At 59.2% G+C, this 15,488-nt stretch carries 11 protein-coding genes; 5 read left to right on the forward strand and 6 right to left on the reverse strand.

Annotation, left to right across the window (positions count from 1 at the left end; all coding sequences use genetic code 11):
• Positions 1-37: 37 nt before the first annotated feature.
• Both RD1_RS20115 and RD1_RS20120 read right to left on the reverse strand, forming a co-directional pair.
• The gene (locus RD1_RS20115; RefSeq protein ID WP_011655494.1) at positions 38-1,948 is read right to left on the reverse strand and encodes a hypothetical protein; all 1,911 of its coding nucleotides are present in this window, start codon (positions 1,946-1,948) and stop codon (positions 38-40) included.
• Positions 1,949-2,030: 82 nt separating this feature from the next.
• On the reverse strand, positions 2,031-3,743 hold the full coding sequence (locus RD1_RS20120) for a bifunctional sulfate adenylyltransferase/adenylylsulfate kinase (RefSeq protein ID WP_011655495.1): 1,713 nt from the start codon (positions 3,741-3,743) through the stop codon (positions 2,031-2,033).
• A gap of 524 nt (positions 3,744-4,267) precedes the next feature.
• On the opposite strand from RD1_RS20120, the gene RD1_RS20555 reads away from it, so the two are divergent.
• The 3 genes from RD1_RS20555 (at position 4,268) to RD1_RS20140 (ending at position 7,396) form a co-directional block, all read left to right on the forward strand.
• The gene (locus RD1_RS20555) at positions 4,268-5,257 is read left to right on the forward strand and encodes a VWA domain-containing protein (protein ID WP_050759159.1); all 990 of its coding nucleotides are present in this window, start codon (positions 4,268-4,270) and stop codon (positions 5,255-5,257) included.
• 116 nt (positions 5,258-5,373) lie between these two features.
• On the forward strand, positions 5,374-6,147 hold the full coding sequence (locus tag RD1_RS21355; RefSeq protein WP_044033611.1) for a tetratricopeptide repeat protein: 774 nt from the start codon (positions 5,374-5,376) through the stop codon (positions 6,145-6,147).
• Positions 6,148-6,379: 232 nt separating this feature from the next.
• Positions 6,380-7,396, forward strand: a complete 1,017-nt coding sequence (locus RD1_RS20140) for a tetratricopeptide repeat protein (protein WP_254658793.1) — start codon at positions 6,380-6,382, stop codon at positions 7,394-7,396.
• Positions 7,397-7,543: 147 nt separating this feature from the next.
• Here the strand turns inward: RD1_RS20140 and RD1_RS20145 are convergent, their stop codons facing one another.
• From RD1_RS20145 to RD1_RS20155, 3 genes are all read right to left on the reverse strand, one after another.
• Positions 7,544-8,185, reverse strand: coding sequence for a VPLPA-CTERM sorting domain-containing protein (locus tag RD1_RS20145; RefSeq protein ID WP_011655499.1), 642 nt, complete (start codon positions 8,183-8,185; stop codon positions 7,544-7,546).
• Between the two features lie 448 nt (positions 8,186-8,633).
• Complete coding sequence (locus RD1_RS20150; RefSeq protein ID WP_011655500.1) at positions 8,634-9,311, reverse strand: VPLPA-CTERM sorting domain-containing protein; 678 nt, start codon at positions 9,309-9,311, stop codon at positions 8,634-8,636.
• A 296-nt stretch (positions 9,312-9,607) separates the two neighbouring features.
• Positions 9,608-11,029, reverse strand: coding sequence for a mannose-1-phosphate guanylyltransferase/mannose-6-phosphate isomerase (locus RD1_RS20155; RefSeq protein WP_011655501.1), 1,422 nt, complete (start codon positions 11,027-11,029; stop codon positions 9,608-9,610).
• A gap of 245 nt (positions 11,030-11,274) precedes the next feature.
• Here RD1_RS20155 and xrtD point away from each other — a divergent pair, with 245 nt between their 5' ends.
• Together xrtD and RD1_RS20165 are read left to right on the forward strand one after the other, a co-directional pair.
• Complete coding sequence (gene xrtD, locus RD1_RS20160) at positions 11,275-12,879, forward strand: VPLPA-CTERM-specific exosortase XrtD (RefSeq protein WP_011655502.1); 1,605 nt, start codon at positions 11,275-11,277, stop codon at positions 12,877-12,879.
• A 710-nt stretch (positions 12,880-13,589) separates the two neighbouring features.
• Entirely contained in the window at positions 13,590-14,570 is a 981-nt protein-coding gene (locus RD1_RS20165; protein ID WP_171960023.1) for an acyltransferase family protein, read from the forward strand.
• A 151-nt stretch (positions 14,571-14,721) separates the two neighbouring features.
• Here RD1_RS20165 and RD1_RS20170 read toward each other — a convergent pair whose 3' ends face one another.
• On the reverse strand, positions 14,722-15,477 hold the full coding sequence (locus RD1_RS20170; RefSeq protein ID WP_011655504.1) for a WecB/TagA/CpsF family glycosyltransferase: 756 nt from the start codon (positions 15,475-15,477) through the stop codon (positions 14,722-14,724).
• Positions 15,478-15,488: the final 11 nt, after the last annotated feature.

Here is a 15,488-nt window from a genome sequence, read left to right on the forward strand (position 1 = left end):
CTGGAACAGAGCGCCACAGTCCCGCAGGTATACGGTTTCATTGTGTGACGGTGACCCTCAACTGACCTGCTTGCGTTTGCCAGACTCCCGAGGCTGAAAACCGCACCTCCACCGTCCCCGTGAACCCCTCGGGCGGGGTGTAGTGCCAGCCTGTCTCGGTCCGGTCGAGTTTGCCGCGCGCGGGGCCTTTGATGATCGCGTGGATCAGGCCGTCTTGTGGCGCATTAAACACCTGAGGCAAGGCAACGGGTATGCCTGCGCGGGTTGCCAATGCGATATCTTTTACAGACGCCGCCACCGGTCCGCTAAATGCCCCCTGCGACAGGCTATAAAAAGACCCTGCATAAACGTCCTTGAGCCCAGTGGCCCGCACCATATAGCGCGCGCCCGGCACCGGGGAGGTATCCACAAAGGTCAGGGCGGTTTGCACCTCACCGCCATCCAGCGGCTCGGCGATCCCCTCTGCTGTCATGCGCCAGATCCGATAGCCAATCACGTTCACATCCGGTGACGCCTCCCATGACACCTCCACCCCCTGCCCTGTCTTCCGCGCCGTCACGCGCACAGGCGGAGCCAGCGGGAAGGCCCGCAGGGTCGGATCGCCCAGCAGGTTCACCCAGATCGGGTTGCGCCAGAGGTAGGTGCCGGTGGGATAATACTCCATGCTTTCACGGTAGGGATTGGCCGCGCGGCCGTTGTTGACAGTACGCCGGTGCACCTCCCCGATGGTGTCCCCGAGGGCCATGTGGTGCAGCCACCAGGTGGGCCGCCCGCCCCAGCCCACGGCGAGCGTATACCAAGGCTGCGCAAGCAGCGCCGTCAGGGCATTATTGCCGCGTTCGATCTTTTGCTTGTTGCTGCCGAAGTTGATCGCAAAAACCGCCTTGTTGGCATAATCGCTCGCATAGGCCGCGCCCTTGTGATGGCCGAAATCCACGCCCCAGAGCCAGGGTTCACGCTCACCCACGTCGTGATGCCCGCCGGCTTCCAGCGCCTGCGGGCCCACGATGTTGCGCAGGCCATATTGCTCTCCGATCAGATGCTTGCTCTGGCCGTAAGCGCCACGCAGATCCCCCAGCAGGCCGTGGCGCCAATGGTGGTTCTTGTCAAAATACGCCCGTAACAGAGCCACTTCGCGCGCCTTGTCCCCCCTGCTGAGCGGTTCGAAATCAATGCGTCCGATCTGCATCTCGATGGCGTCGCTGGGCAGGGTGTTTTCCAGCAACAGCCCGTCAGGAGAGGCACGCCACTGCCCGTCCATTTCCGCATAAAAGAGATCCGTGGCGTGGGGTTTTGCCGCGTGCCCATCCGGGCCCACCTGCCCGCTCAGCACGATGGGGACATGACCCACCAGAATGACGGCATGCTGGCCAAAGGGGTCGGCACGGAAACGTTCATCCAGCCAGTTTTTCACCGCCAGCGCCGCGGCCAGATTCCGGGGCAGATCATCCAGATCACCGCGCGGGGCGTGCACGCGCTGCACCTGCCAGCCATCCCCCAGAAGGTCACGGCTGAACCGTTGCAGATGGGCCTCCAGATCGGTGGCGAGGGTTTCATCCACGACCAGATAGGCCGTGCCGCGCGCCTCGGTGGCGGGAATTTCGACGCCAGTCGCCCAATAGCCCACATCGACGATATCGCGCGCCGTGCGCATCACCTGATATTCATAGGCAACGCCGGGCTGGATCGTCTCATCGACAAATCGCATCACCGGCCCCATTGCGGGCCCCAATGCCTGCCAACTGCCCGCCCCGGTCTGGCCCAGAGTGCGGCGGTTGACGATGACACTGCCCACGCGCGGCGGGTCTGCGTCAAACCAGCTGAGCTCCACCGCGCGGCCATTGGGGGCGATACTGCCATCGAGCGCGAGGTGCTTTTCCACGGAGGTTTCTGCCGCCAGAACGGTCGCGCTGATCAGCAGGCAAAGGACAAGGAACAAAAAACGCATCACGCCCGCACCTTAGGAAAAAGATGCGGGGCGCGCTACTGATTTGAAAACTGCAGAATGATGGCCCGTTTCAGGGATCAGATCAGCCGGAGATCAACCCCATGCTCTCCAGTTTGAGCAGCACCTGATGGGCGCAGTTGTCCACGTCCACATTCTCGGTCTCGACGCTGAGTTCGGGGTTTTCGGGCACGTCGTAGGGATCGGAGATGCCGGTGAATTCCTTGATCTTGCCTTCGCGCGCCAGCTTGTACAGCCCCTTGCGGTCGCGCCGTTCGCATTCCTCGATCGACGTGGCCACGTGCACTTCGATAAAGGCACCGAAGGCTTCCACATCCTCGCGCACCGCACGGCGGGTGGAGGCATAGGGCGCGATGGGCGCACAGATCGCGATACCGCCGTTCTTGGTGATCTCGCTGGCCACATAGCCGATGCGCCGGATGTTCAGATCGCGGTGCTCTTTGGAGAACCCCAGTTCCGATGACAGGTTCTTGCGTACGATATCGCCATCCAGCAGCGTCACAGGACGCCCGCCCATCTCCATCAGCTTGACCATCAGCGCATTGGCGATGGTGGATTTACCCGACCCGGAAAACCCGGTGAAGAACACGGTAAAGCCCTGCTGGTTGCGCGGGGGGCGTGTGCGGCGCAGCTCGGTCACCACCTCGGGGAAGGAGAACCATTCGGGGATCTCAAGACCTTCCTGCAGGCGGCGGCGCAGCTCGGTGCCCGAAATGTTCAGGATGGTCACGTCATCCTTGTCCTTGATCTCGTCCATCGGTTCGTATTGCGCGCGTTCCTGCACCCAGACCATATGTTTGAAATCGACCATCTCGATGCCCATTTCCTCCTGATGCGCGCGGAACATCTCCTGCGCGTCATAGGGGCCATAGAAATCCTCACCGGCGGAGTTCTTGCCGGGGCCCGCGTGATCGCGCCCGACGATGAAATGGGTGCAGCCGTGGTTCTTGCGGATCAGACCGTGCCAGACCGCCTCACGCGGGCCAGCCATGCGCATGGCAAGGTTCAGCAGGCTCATCGACGTGGTGGCGGCGGGGTATTTGTCCAGCACCGCCTCATAGCAGCGCACGCGGGTGAAGTGATCGACGTCCCCCGGCTTGGTCATGCCCACGACGGGGTGGATCAGCAGGTTGGCCTGTGCTTCGCGCGCAGCACGGAACGTCAGTTCCTGATGCGCGCGGTGCAGCGGGTTGCGGGTCTGAAACGCCACGACCTTGCGCCAGCCCAGCTTGCGGAAATAGGCGCGCAGTTCATTTGGCGTGTCACGACGCGCCCGGAAATCATAATGCACCGGCTGCTGGATGCCGGTCACAGGGCCGCCCAGATAGATCTTGCCTGCGTGGTTGTGCAGGTAGTTCACCGCCGGATGCGCAGAGTCGTCCGCGCCAAAGACCTTTTCCGCCTCGCGCGCCTTGTTCGGCTCCCAGCGGTCGGTGACGGTCATGGTGGCGAGGATCACGCCTTCCTGATCGCGCAGGGCGATGTCCTGCCCGATCTCCAGCCCTTCGGCAAAGGCTTCGTTCACGTCCAGCGTGATCGGCATCGGCCAAAGCGCGCCATCCGTGGTGCGCATGTTCTCGACCACACTGTCGTAATCGGCCTCGGACAAGAACCCTTTGAGCGGATTGAACCCCCCGTTCATCAGCAATTCCAGATCGCAGATCTGGCGCGGCGTGAGATCCCAGCTGGTCAGGTTGCCCGCCTCGGTCTTGAGCTTTTGCGCAGACTCGTAGGACACATAAAGTTCGGGGATCGGGGCAAGGTTCAAAGCGTTCATAAAATATTCCTACGGTACTCGGTTTTTTTGCTGCACATGCATAATTGCGGGTTCTGGGCGTCTTTAAGGACTCCAGCCCGCGCAATTCAAGTGTTTTCGTGTGGGAGGGTGAATGTGAAAGGTCTGGCTGCACAATCTCGCTCATCCGCGCCCCAGACGGGTGTTGAACGGGAGGCTTTTGCCGCGTGATCCTTGCATGGGCGTGACGGGGCCGTGCAAGGGGGATCACCTCTCTCCCGTTGGCGGATTGCACTGGTGTCCGGTGGGGTATGAATGTCATTGCCCGAAAGGGTCGCTGCCCAAAACCTTAACGCGAAGAGGGAACGTCATCGTTACAACACACCTAAAAAGTGTAAAGCACTGATTTCAGACAGAATTTCCTTTACCAACCGCCCTCATTACTTAATAAATCGTTAAATATACCGATGACTCGTGTAGTAAATTCCGGAATTAAAGGGAAAAGTATGATGTTACCTTCTGTCTTAAAACAATTTTCAGGGCGCTTGAGCGGAGTCCTGTCGCTCATGGCTGCCGCACTCGTGACGCTCTTCATGGCCGGGCAGGTTCATGCGGCGGCTTCCGTCTCCTGGCTTTCGCCTACTGACGGCAGTTCTGCACCGGTCGGCACCAATGTCGCCCCCACAGGTGTCGCAAGTGGCGTCGGCAGTTCCGGTGACGGTCTCGACCTCGTTCTGGTGCTGGACAGCTCCGGCAGCATGGCCGATATCAATAATGGCAAGTCCCGCCAGCAGTGGCAGCGCGATGCGGCCATCGCCCTTGTCAACTCCTTGCCCGCAGCCACGACATCCGTGTCGATCGTTGAATTTGACTCCAATGCAAATGTCGTTACCGGCCTGACTTCACTGACGCCCGCGTCGAATATCCCGGCGATCATCGCCGCAATCAACGGTGTCAATGCATCCGGCGGCACGAATATTGCCTCCGGGATTGCTGCCGCCGCGGGCGAGTTGACCGGTGCAAACGCAACGACAGGCCGCTCCAAGCAGATGGTCGTCATCTCCGATGGTGATCCAACGGCGGGTGATCAGAATGCAGCGGCGCTCGCAGCGGTTGCTGCGGGCGTGAACAACATCCACTCCGTGGCCATTCCCGGTGCTGATGTGGCAAAGATGGAAGATATCGCAGACAACGGAAATGGTGTGTTCTCCAACTTCACCAACTCAGCCGATCTGGCCAATATCGCCAGCGTCTTTGACGGCACCGCCGGTAACCTCGTCGGGCTCGACCGGGTCGAGGTGACCCTGCCCGATGGAACGACCATCACCGTACCGACAGACGGTCTGGGCAACTTCAGCCTTGCGGATTATGCACTGGAACTGGGCGATAACGTCTTTTCCGCCACTGCTTTTGCAACGGATGGTTCACAGGCCACCGCGGATCTCACACTGATCGGTACCGAAGTCACCACACCGGTGCCCCTGCCTGCTGCCGCATGGATGCTGCTGGCCGCAATCGCCGGTCTGGGAGCCATGGCGCGTCGCAAGCATAGCTGAACCGACGCCTGATCGAGATATCCCGAAGCGGCCCTGAAATCGGTCGCTTCGGGTTTTGTTATTGTTGTTTCCTGATTTTCGTTTTGGTTTCCGGTCGGATACCTTAAGGAATTGTGATGATTATGCTTTCAAAACGACCCGTGGCGATGCGGATCGCCCTGCGCCCGCTGGCGCTCGCAGCCTCTCTTATCCTGTCAACACCCTTTGCGCTGAACGCCACAACCTTCGGCACGGATCTGCTCGAGGGGCAGGTGCTGGACGGGATTGGCACGGGCGCGGGAAATCTGGGGACTGTTGCGGATATTCAGAACACGCTGTCCAACATGCTGCGCGACGAGGCTGCCATCGGTACCCTTGCCAGCGTCCTGCCACAGGCATTGCAACGCCTGCCCGATGATAGACAGTTGCGTTTGCTTCAGGCCGTGGTCTGGGCGGCAACCCGGCGCGATGATGACGCGCGCGCGCAGATGGCACAGATCGGGCAGGAACCCCCGAATGTCTGGCGCCATGTGGCCGAGGGGCTGATTGCACGCAACGCAGGCGATCTTGCAAGGGCTGCGGCCAGTCTGGACGAGGCCCGCGCGCTTGATCCTGACAACGCCTATGTCCACAACACCGCCGGTTCCATCGCCTTTGCAGCGGGGGACCTTGAAGCAGCGCAGGAACACTTTGCCCAAGCGGTCAAATCGGCACCGGGATGGCCGCGTCTATTACGCCAACCTTGCCGCCACGATGATCGCACGCGACAATCTGCGCGCGGCCCAGATCATTCTGGCCGAAAGCCACCGTCGCCATCCCGCCTTCTGCGACACCCGCCTGATGGAGGCCGGGGTGCATCTGTCGCTCGGGCGGTCGGATGCTGCCGAAGCCGCGCTGCGCATCTGCCATGAGGCGGAGCCGGACGAGCAGCGTGCCGTCTCCGGTCTGGTGGAAATTGCGCTGGAGCGGGCTGATGCCACCACCGCACGACAGCTGCTGGAGGATCAACCGCAAACGCCAACATTCGATCTGGCACGGGCGCGCATCGCCCTTTTTAACGGCGACCCCAGCGCCGCACGGACATTTCTGGACGCGCATCCGGCCGAGGGGAGCACCACGGTGCTGGCCGCCTTTGCCGATGCGATGGAAGGGGATCTGGATACCGCCATCGCGCGTCTGAACGCACAGGCAAACCGAACGGATGCCGCACTGGCGCTGGCCGCGTTGCAGGCCGCGGCGGGCGTGGTGCCTGACGCTGCGCCATCCTCGCCTACAGCATCGTTTTTCACGGCCCTCAACCCGGCCGCCAATGATGACCGGCGCGCGGCATTGAACGCCGCCGAGGGGTTTGAACAGGGCTTTACCGCCGCCGGTCTTGATGCCGTGCCACAGGGCAGCCCCGATCTCGCGCTTGGCGTGGTTTTCAGACTGTGGGGGTTTCATGGCGCAGCACTTGAGCGGCTGGTGGCCGCATCAAACGACGATCCCGAAAACCCGCTTGCCGCCTATTTCGTGGCGGTCGCGCATCTGAAGCTCGGGCAGAACGCCCAGGCCGAAGCGGCATTGGCCAAGGCCAGAACCGCAGCACCGTCGTTTTTCGCCGCCAATATCGCAGCGGCTGAACTGCGTATCCGGGCAGGTGCGCCGCAAGAGGCACTGGCGATGCTGAAAGCCGCAGTGGCGGTGCGTGAAGACCCCGGCGCGCTGATGCGCATCGGCTTGATCGAAGAGAGCTTTGGCGATGACGACACCGCCCGTGCAGCCTACGAACGATTTGTCGCCGTACAGCCCGGCAGCTACATCGGGTACAACCAACTGGCCTGGCATCTGGCGCGACGGGGGATCGAGCTTGATCGTGCGCAGGAGCTGGCGGAACGTGCAAATACCCTGCAACCCGAAAACGCCAGCGTGCTGGATACGCTGGGATGGATCGCCTTCTTGCGTGGGGATGGCGCGGGGGCCATCGAAAGGCTGCGCGCCGCACATGAGATATCCCAAGGCGACATTCCGATCATCAGCTTTCACCTTGCGCAGGCAGAACTGAAATATGGCGAAACCCCGCGCGGCATCGCCCTGTTGCAGGACCTGACAGCAGCGGGGCCTGCGGCCTACCCTTTTTCGCAGGAAGCCACGGATATCCTGGCCAAGGCCCTGCAATAATCTGACCGCACCTGCGCGGGATGCCCCTCACCGATGTTACGCATGGTGTTCGCATAACGCGCGAGCGGTGCGAGGCGGAACGCAGGCCTTACGCAAAAAGGGCACCCGTCAAGGTGCCCTTTCAGAATTCAGCTAAATGTCAGTGCTTCAGGACTTGCGGCCAAAGCGGCGCATCGCGCCCAGACCACCGAGACCGGCCATCAGCAGAAGCGCGGAGGCAGGCAGGGGTACTTGCGCAAGTTCCAGATCCCATGTCATCAACTCGTTGCCCGTATTGGTTGGCCCAAAGATCGGGTCGATGATGAAGGTGACGGAGCCGGTCAGGTTGCCAAGGTCGATTGTCCCGGCATCAGGGGCGCTTCCGTCAAATTCGTAGGACGTTCCGCTGCCAATAACGACAGTAGCATTGCCATTCATCGTACCGCCGACCACGATGCGACCATCGAATGGATCTGATGTGAGCTGATAGTTGAAGGTCGCGCTATAGGTGTCGCTTCCGAAATCTACCGTCCAGTTGTCGAAATATCTCGTGGTGGATGCACCTTGGTGCTTTACGCCGCCCCAGATGTGGGTATCGCCGACAAGCTCAAGCAGCGGGTTGCCGATCGCCGTGTTGAAATCACCGATCTTCAAGTCACCATTGCTGGGGTTACAGGGTGTACCGCCGGCGATGGGTGCACCACCCTCACAGACGTTTCCGGATACGTTCGAAAAGGTTGTCGCGTTCGCACCGGTTAATGTAGCCCCAAGCGCGAAAGTCGCAGCCAAAAGGGTTTTCGTAAGTTTCATGTCCCACTCCTTCATGTTGCCGCGCTTGTGACAGCGACTGGCTAAACTGACATAACGACCCGGCCACAATCGACCCAGCCACTAATAAACAGTTAATATATTACATTAAATTTAAGGGGCTTACAAAGCGCTATAGCGGGTAAAGCAGGCGAAATAACAAGAAATTCGGACCCACTCCCAAAAAGACATCGGCAAATTCCCGCTCTGCGGGAGGGGGTAGGAAAATATCGCTTTTACAGGGATAGCGGGCTATGCGTGATTCGTTTTACCGGGCGATTTGACCCTTGGTATGGCAACCCGCACGGGCGGCTGAAGATGCCGGTTATATTCAGCTAAAGACCGGGGACGAAACATGGCCTGTCACCTCCACGCGCCTCGCGCCACCGTCCTTGCAGAAAACGAAAAGGGCACCCAAAGGCGCCCTTTCAAAACCACGTAAAGCTGTGCCTCAGGACTTGCGGCTAAAGCGGCGCATCGCGCCCAGACCACCGAGACCGGCCACCAGCAGAAGCGCGGAAGCAGGCAGCGGCACGGGAGCGATTTCTGTCAGGCGCAGATCCCATGTGCCAACTTCATGCGTTCTTCTGTCGGCTGTTGTCGTGAACTGGCCAAAGATCGGGTCCACAGAAAACAGCAGGCCGTCGCCTGTCAGATTGCCAAGATCAATGGATCCGGAGGTTCTGACCGGGCTGTCCTTGGGTCCCGTCGTGAATCCGTAACTGTTGCCACCGACAATGGTGTTGCCCGATAGCGTATCGCCCACAACGATCTGACCGTCGAAATTCGGGTTTGTCCGTGTGTATTTGACCTGCCAGTTGAACGTGGCCTTGAAGACTTTGGAGCCGAGGTTCATCGTCCAGTTGTCCACAAAGCGCAGTGCGCGCGAACTGCTATTGTCGCGGTGCGCAACGCCGCCCCAGATGGTGGTGTCCCCGTCAAGATCAAGCACGACCTTGCTGAAGTTCGTTCCGAAATCACCCAGATTGTGATCCGCAGGGCAGACACCGGCCACAGGTGGCACACCGCCCTCACACACGTTGCCCGACACCACTGTCGCTGCATTGGCTGCCGTCACAGCAGACCCAAGCGCAAAGACCGCGGCCATGAGAGTCGTTGAGAATTTCATTTTGTACTCCTGCACACTGCCGGGCCAATCAACGCCGCGGGCAAAAACTCGCTAAATGTCCTGCACACCGTTGTGCAAAGAGACCACATTCTCTCCATTAATATAAAAATCTTGCGGCAATTGCAAAGTATCAAAGACGTTTAGCGTTAATAAACAGGGCCGGTATGGCATAAAACAGGGCGCGTACCGGGCAGGCTCATCGGCAAATACACGCCAAAAGGGAAAAACGTTAACAAATCTCTTTTTCCTGCCGGGAAGTGTGAAGGTGATTCGTTTTTTGCCCCCAGCCCGGCCTGTTAATCGCGCGCGTAGACATCCTCGTAGCGGATGATGTCGTCTTCGCCCAGATAGCTGCCCGTCTGCACTTCGATCAGCACCATGGGCACCTTGCCGGGGTTTTCCATACGGTGCGTGGCCCCCAGCGGGATGTAGACGGATTGGTTCTCGCTGACGAGTTTCACAGTCTCATCCACGGTGACGCGTGCCGTGCCCTCCACCACGATCCAATGTTCAGACCGGTGGTGATGGCTTTGCAGCGACAGGGCAGCGCCGGGATGCACATGGATGCGCTTGACCTGAAAGCGCTGGCCGATCACGAGGCTTTCGAACCAGCCCCAGGGGCGGTGATCCTTGGGGAAGGATTCAGCCTGCAGCGCGGATTTCTCTTTCAGCGCGGCCACGGCCAGTTTCACGTCCTGCGCGCGGGATTTATCCGCCACCAGCACCGCGTCGGGCATGGCCACGACGATGGTGTTTTCCAGCCCGATGCCCACGACCTCGAGCGCAGCGCTTTCCGAGCGCAGCAGCGTGTCGTGGCACGCGATGGCGGTGGCATTCTCTGAGGTCGCAACGCCATTCGCATCCGGTCCGGTTTCGGCCCAGACCGCGTCCCAGCCGCCCAGATCAGACCAGCCTGCGGAAAACGGCACGACGCTGAGGTTATCGGCCTTTTCCATGACCGCATAGTCGATGGAGATATCTTCGGCGCGGGCCCAGTGCTCAGGGTCCAGCCGCAGGAACCCCAGATCTGCCTTGGCCTGCGCATAGGCACTGGAAACAGGCTCCAACAAGGCGGTTGCATGGGTTTTGAAGGCCGCGATGATGTCACTGGCGCGGAACAGGAAGATGCCGGCGTTCCACATGAAATGCGCATCTTTCAGCATCGCCTCGGCCCGGGTCTGGTCGGGTTTTTCGACAAAGCGTTTCAGCGGCGCGGGGGTCGTGCCCTGAGGGGGATCCACCAGTTCCAGATAGCCATAGCCCGTTTCGGCCTGCGTCGGCGTGATGCCAAAGGTCACCAGCTGCCCGGCCTGCGCGGCGGCGACCCCGGCGGTGACGGCCGCCCCAAACGCCTGCGCATCGGGGATCACGTGATCAGACGGGGCCACCAGCATCAGCCCGTCGGGATCGCTTGCGGCGATATGACAGGCGGCGGCCAGAACGGCGGGGGCGGTGTTGCGCCCTGCAGGTTCGATCAGGATCGCGCCGGGGTCGATGCCGACCCCGTGCAATTGCTCAGTCACGATAAAGCGGAAATCAGAGGCCGTAACCACCACAGGGGGCGCATAGGCCGCCCCCGAAAGCCGGCGGGCAGAGGCCTGAAACAGGGTCTCATCCCCCAACAGGTTTGCGAATTGCTTGGGGTAGGATTTGCGCGACAGAGGCCAGAGCCGCGTACCGGAGCCGCCGCATAACAGGACAGGGGTGATCGTGTTCATGGGGGCGCTCCTTGCTCAATACTATCAACTGCTTTTCAGGTTTCAAAGCCCGGTTCAAGACGTTAGCCGGGTGGCCGTCCGGGACCTCCAAAACAATTAACCCGGTTTTAGAGGGTCATTCGTTAAAGAGTTCCCATCAACATCATATTTTCGTCAGGCGGGGTATGATACTATGGAAATGAGCGCAAAAACCTGCCATTGCGGTGCCATTAAGTGCCAGTAGTTGGGTGTGTGGGAGTATTTTTATGTCGGCTTCTGATTTTCAGACCTCGGTGCGGGGTGGTTTTGCGGCGTTCCTGAATTGGGGAGTGTTCTGGCTGATCGTGGCCGTGATCGGCGCCGGTATCTTTTTCGCCGACGGGATCGACGCCCTGCTGGAGGCCTGGCAACTGCCCGAATACAGCCACGGGCCCCTGATCCCGGTGCTGTCGGCATTTCTGTTTCTCAAACAGTTGAAAGACTACCCGATCAACCCGGATGTCTATCGCAACCGCTGGCCCGGTGTGGCGCTGGTGACGCTGTCGCTGGTGATGGCCGCCCTGGGGATCATGGCCGGTATCGGGGATATCGTGGCCTATGCGCTGATCCTCTGGGTCGGCGGCGTGCTGCTGATCAGTTGGGGTTGGGACACGGGCAAGCATTTCTGGCCCGGGGTCGTGCATCTGGTCTATATGCTGCCGCTGCCCGGTGTGATCTATTATAAAACAACAACTTACCTGCAGTTTGTTTCCTCCGAACTGGGCGTATGGATGCTGCGTCTGTTTGACGTGCCGGTGTTTCTGGACGGCAATATCATCGATCTGGGCATCATGAAGTTGCATGTGGCCGAGGCCTGCTCGGGGCTGCGCTACATGTTCCCGATCATGAGTTTTTCCTACATCTTCGCCACGCTCTATAAAGGGCCTGCATGGCACAAGGTCTTTTTGCTGCTGGCCGCCGTACCGATCGCGATTTTCATGAATTCGGTGCGCATCGCCGTGGCAGGTGTCATCGTGCAGTATTACGGGGTCGAATGGCTGGACGGCTTTACCCATTTCTTTGAGGGCTGGGTGATCTTTCTGGCCTGTATCTTTATTCTCTTCGGGCTGGCCTGGCTGATGCTGTTTCTGCATCCCGACCGCCCGACGTTGGTCGATGCGCTTGATCTGGATACCTCCGGTCTGGGCACACAGCTGGGGCGCCTTCAGTACATTCAGCCTTCCAAAGCGCTGGTGTCCGTCTCTGCGCTGATGCTGGCCGGTGTGCTGGCCTTGCAGGCGGTGCCGGATCGCGGCAGCCTCGCACCCGAGCGCGACAGCTTTGCGCTTTTCCCCCGCACCTTGGGCGAATGGCGCCAACAAGGCCCGCGCCAGATGTTGTCACAGAGCGTTGCAAGCACCCTGGGGGCAGATGATTACCACCAGATCACGCTGCTCAAAGACGATGATCCGCATAGCGTCGGTCTCTTCATGGCGTGGTACGATGACCAGAGCAAAGGCGGTGTGCACAGCCCCGAGATATGCCTGCCCGGCGCAGGCTGGGAAATCGCCTGGCTTGAGCGGAGCGATATCACCGAAGTCATGGGCACCGATGTGCCCTTCAAGATCAACCGCGCCATCATCCAGAAGGGTGAAACGCGCATGATGGTCTATTACTGGTTCCAGCAGAAAGAACGCCGCATCGCGTGGGATTTCGCCGCGAAATTCTGGCTGATGATGGATGGGATCACAACGGGCCGCACCGATGGCGCACTCATCCGCCTAACCACCCTGATGGACCCACGCGAAGACGACGCAGTGGCCGAAGCACGCCTGCGCGAGGTGCTGCAGGAGATACAAGATCCACTCAAACGGTTCATCCCCGAGGGCTGATTGTGACGCCAGGGCAGGCAGTATTCAAGCCGCTGCGGGATTTTAGCAAGCGGGAAGCAATTTACGCCGACTAGATATCGCTCAGTCAGAAAAGATTAGACATGGTACGGCTCGTTTTTCCGGCCGTGAATCACGTCAAGAACCCGGAAATCAATGTATTCTGACCCTCAAACCTTTCGACTAAAACGCCATGCGAAAAACCTCGATCACGTAACGCTGTCTGAAATTCAGGATTTCAACGCGTTACGTGACACATGATGTTTTGGGTATTTCGTCAGACGCTCTAAAGGCTATCATCACTTTGGCACTGCCTCTCCCTTTGGCCACATGCAAACAAGGGTGAAATTTGTCTCAAGTCAAACTCATAAAGCTGCGGAAGCGGGTTGGGGGTGCGCAATGTACACCCCCATCCCACTCACTATCTGAAAATGAAGCATGCGAAAATAAATCCTTCCTGCGAAGGTGTTACCGTGACAATGAACTCAATCATGATAATGACGCTCGAAGAATCCTGTGTGAAACCATGACCACTTTCGAGACTGCTTCTTGAACATTCGCCCGCATGATCAACGGTAAAAATTCAATGTCTTTTGTCTGGAAAGCAGAAAGGAGAGCTCATATTAGCAAAGGCCTTCTTAAGAGGGTCTGTAGTATTCTCATGCCTGTGGCAATCACGACATGGATGGCAAGCGACGTAAATGCAGCATAGGTTGGATTGGATCGATATCGCGAAAGGTATTGGTATTATACTCGTGGTCCTGGGGCACGCAGGCAGGGGCCTATCCAGCGCAGGCCTGCCGGACGCGGATGAGTTTCTCAAACTTCTGGATGAGGCCATCTATGCATTTCATATGCCAATGTTTTTCCTTCTCTCCGGTGTCACTTTCGGAATGCGTCCACCGGCCACGGTTCATCCATCCCTGACCCTGCGAACATGGCGGCTCTTTTATGCTCTCGTGATCTGGACTTACGCTTTTCTGGCGCTTCGAGCGTTGGCCGGGGACGATGCAAATACTCCTGGCGCATGGGGTGACCTTGCCCAAGCACCTCTGCCACCCTTTGCGCATTTCTGGTTTCTATGGGCGTTATTGGTGAACACGGTTGTATTTGCGGTCTTACGGCTAGCCCTGCGTCCTGTCCTGCACGACCTCTCTTTCTGGCTCTCAGCCTTAGCTTTGGCCATCGCCCTGAATTTTATAATCACCCTACCACAACAACTTACCCCCTGGTTCGCACCGGCACTGGATTATAGCCTGATCTTTGCGGTAGGCGGGCTGATCGGGGCTTCCTCTCTCATACGTGCAACGCCAAACTTGGCTGTTGCTATGTTGGGCAGCACATTCTTCGTAGCAGGTCTTTGGCTATGTGTTTCCTTCGACCTGCCGATCAGCCGTATCATCAGTGGGTTGGGTCTCACACTCTGCTTGATTTTGCCACTGATGACTTTATCCACTTATTACGGGAAGTCAGGCTGGGCGCAGGCGATTGCATTTCTTGGAATGATATCTTTGGCAATATACGTCATGCATACGATGTTTAGTGCAGGCCTGCGCATATTACTCCTGAATGCCGGGATTCATGATCTGAGTGTGCACCTCATTCTTGGGCTCGCTATTGGTATCCTCGGGCCTCTCCTGGCTTATCTGGCCGCACGCAGGCTAAAGCTATTGCACATAGCCGGACTGGCGTAAGCTCTTTCACTTTGCTGTTTTCGTATCCTCCATATGAAATGAAGGTGTCTTTTCAGCAGTCGCACAACGGGATTGGCAGTGCGGAACTCCCCCATCACAAGACGAAACAATAATGCAAAATTGATCAGGGCGGCCAAGGTGGTCAGGCGTATTACTGCTTTGCCCTAAGCGCCCGCAGCGTCAATCCCGGCATCGCGAGGATGCAAGCGCCGTAGCGCGCGGCGAGGCGGCGGGGGTTGGACAGCATGCGCCAGATCCATTCCCCTGCAATTGCGCGCAGCCATTTCGGTGCCCGTTTTTGCGCGCCTGAGATAAAATCAAGCCCGGCGCCGATGGAGAGAAACCCGGCCTGCGGCAGCGTTTCCTGCGCGCGCGCAGCAAAGCGTTCCTGTTTCGGCGCGCCAAGCGCCAGAAACACCAGCCCTGCGCCACTTTCACCAATCGCCCTGATCGCCTCATCCGCGCCCGGCCCGTCAGGGTCAAACCCCATGGGCGGGGCCAGCCGCAACACGACGCGCAGACCCGGATGTTTTGCCTCCAGCGCCTCGGCAGCCTCGCTCAGGGACGCATCAGTTGCCCCGAAAAGTGCCACTTTAGTGCCTGTTTCCGCAGCCAGAGCCGCCACAGGCTCGATCAGTTCAGACCCCGGGATCAGCGCCACATCACGCTGCCCGGCAAGCCGACAGAGCCACACGATCGGATTCCCATCAGCGGTCACATGGGTGTGGCGCGCATAGGCCGCCTGAAACAGCGGATCGCGCCCCAGCTTGACCACGTGATCAAGGTTCAGCGTCGCCACGGAAAACCCCGCCTGCGTTTCAAACCGCGCGCGCAAATCCTCCAGCAGGCCCGCCCGCTCCGGCACTGTCACCACGACAGGCGCTTTATCCGTGCTCCAGTTCATCATCACATCACCGA

It is taken from the genome of Roseobacter denitrificans OCh 114 (assembly GCF_000014045.1).
Lineage (GTDB): Bacteria > Pseudomonadota > Alphaproteobacteria > Rhodobacterales > Rhodobacteraceae > Roseobacter > Roseobacter denitrificans.

What these genes read in the sequence shown, in the direction of transcription:
- RD1_RS20115 (WP_011655494.1), bottom strand. Translation starts at nt 1,948, where the DNA reads ATGCGTTTTTTGTTCCTTGTCCTTTGCCTGCTGATCAGCGCGACCGTT.
- RD1_RS20120 (WP_011655495.1), bottom strand. Translation starts at nt 3,743, where the DNA reads ATGAACGCTTTGAACCTTGCCCCGATCCCCGAACTTTATGTGTCCTAC.
- RD1_RS20555 (WP_050759159.1), top strand. Translation starts at nt 4,268, where the DNA reads ATGGCTGCCGCACTCGTGACGCTCTTCATGGCCGGGCAGGTTCATGCG.
- RD1_RS21355 (WP_044033611.1), top strand. Translation starts at nt 5,374, where the DNA reads ATGATTATGCTTTCAAAACGACCCGTGGCGATGCGGATCGCCCTGCGC.
- RD1_RS20140 (WP_254658793.1), top strand. Translation starts at nt 6,380, where the DNA reads ATGGAAGGGGATCTGGATACCGCCATCGCGCGTCTGAACGCACAGGCA.
- RD1_RS20145 (WP_011655499.1), bottom strand. Translation starts at nt 8,185, where the DNA reads ATGAAACTTACGAAAACCCTTTTGGCTGCGACTTTCGCGCTTGGGGCT.
- RD1_RS20150 (WP_011655500.1), bottom strand. Translation starts at nt 9,311, where the DNA reads ATGAAATTCTCAACGACTCTCATGGCCGCGGTCTTTGCGCTTGGGTCT.
- RD1_RS20155 (WP_011655501.1), bottom strand. Translation starts at nt 11,029, where the DNA reads ATGAACACGATCACCCCTGTCCTGTTATGCGGCGGCTCCGGTACGCGG.
- xrtD (WP_011655502.1), top strand. Translation starts at nt 11,275, where the DNA reads ATGTCGGCTTCTGATTTTCAGACCTCGGTGCGGGGTGGTTTTGCGGCG.
- RD1_RS20170 (WP_011655504.1), bottom strand. Translation starts at nt 15,477, where the DNA reads ATGATGAACTGGAGCACGGATAAAGCGCCTGTCGTGGTGACAGTGCCG.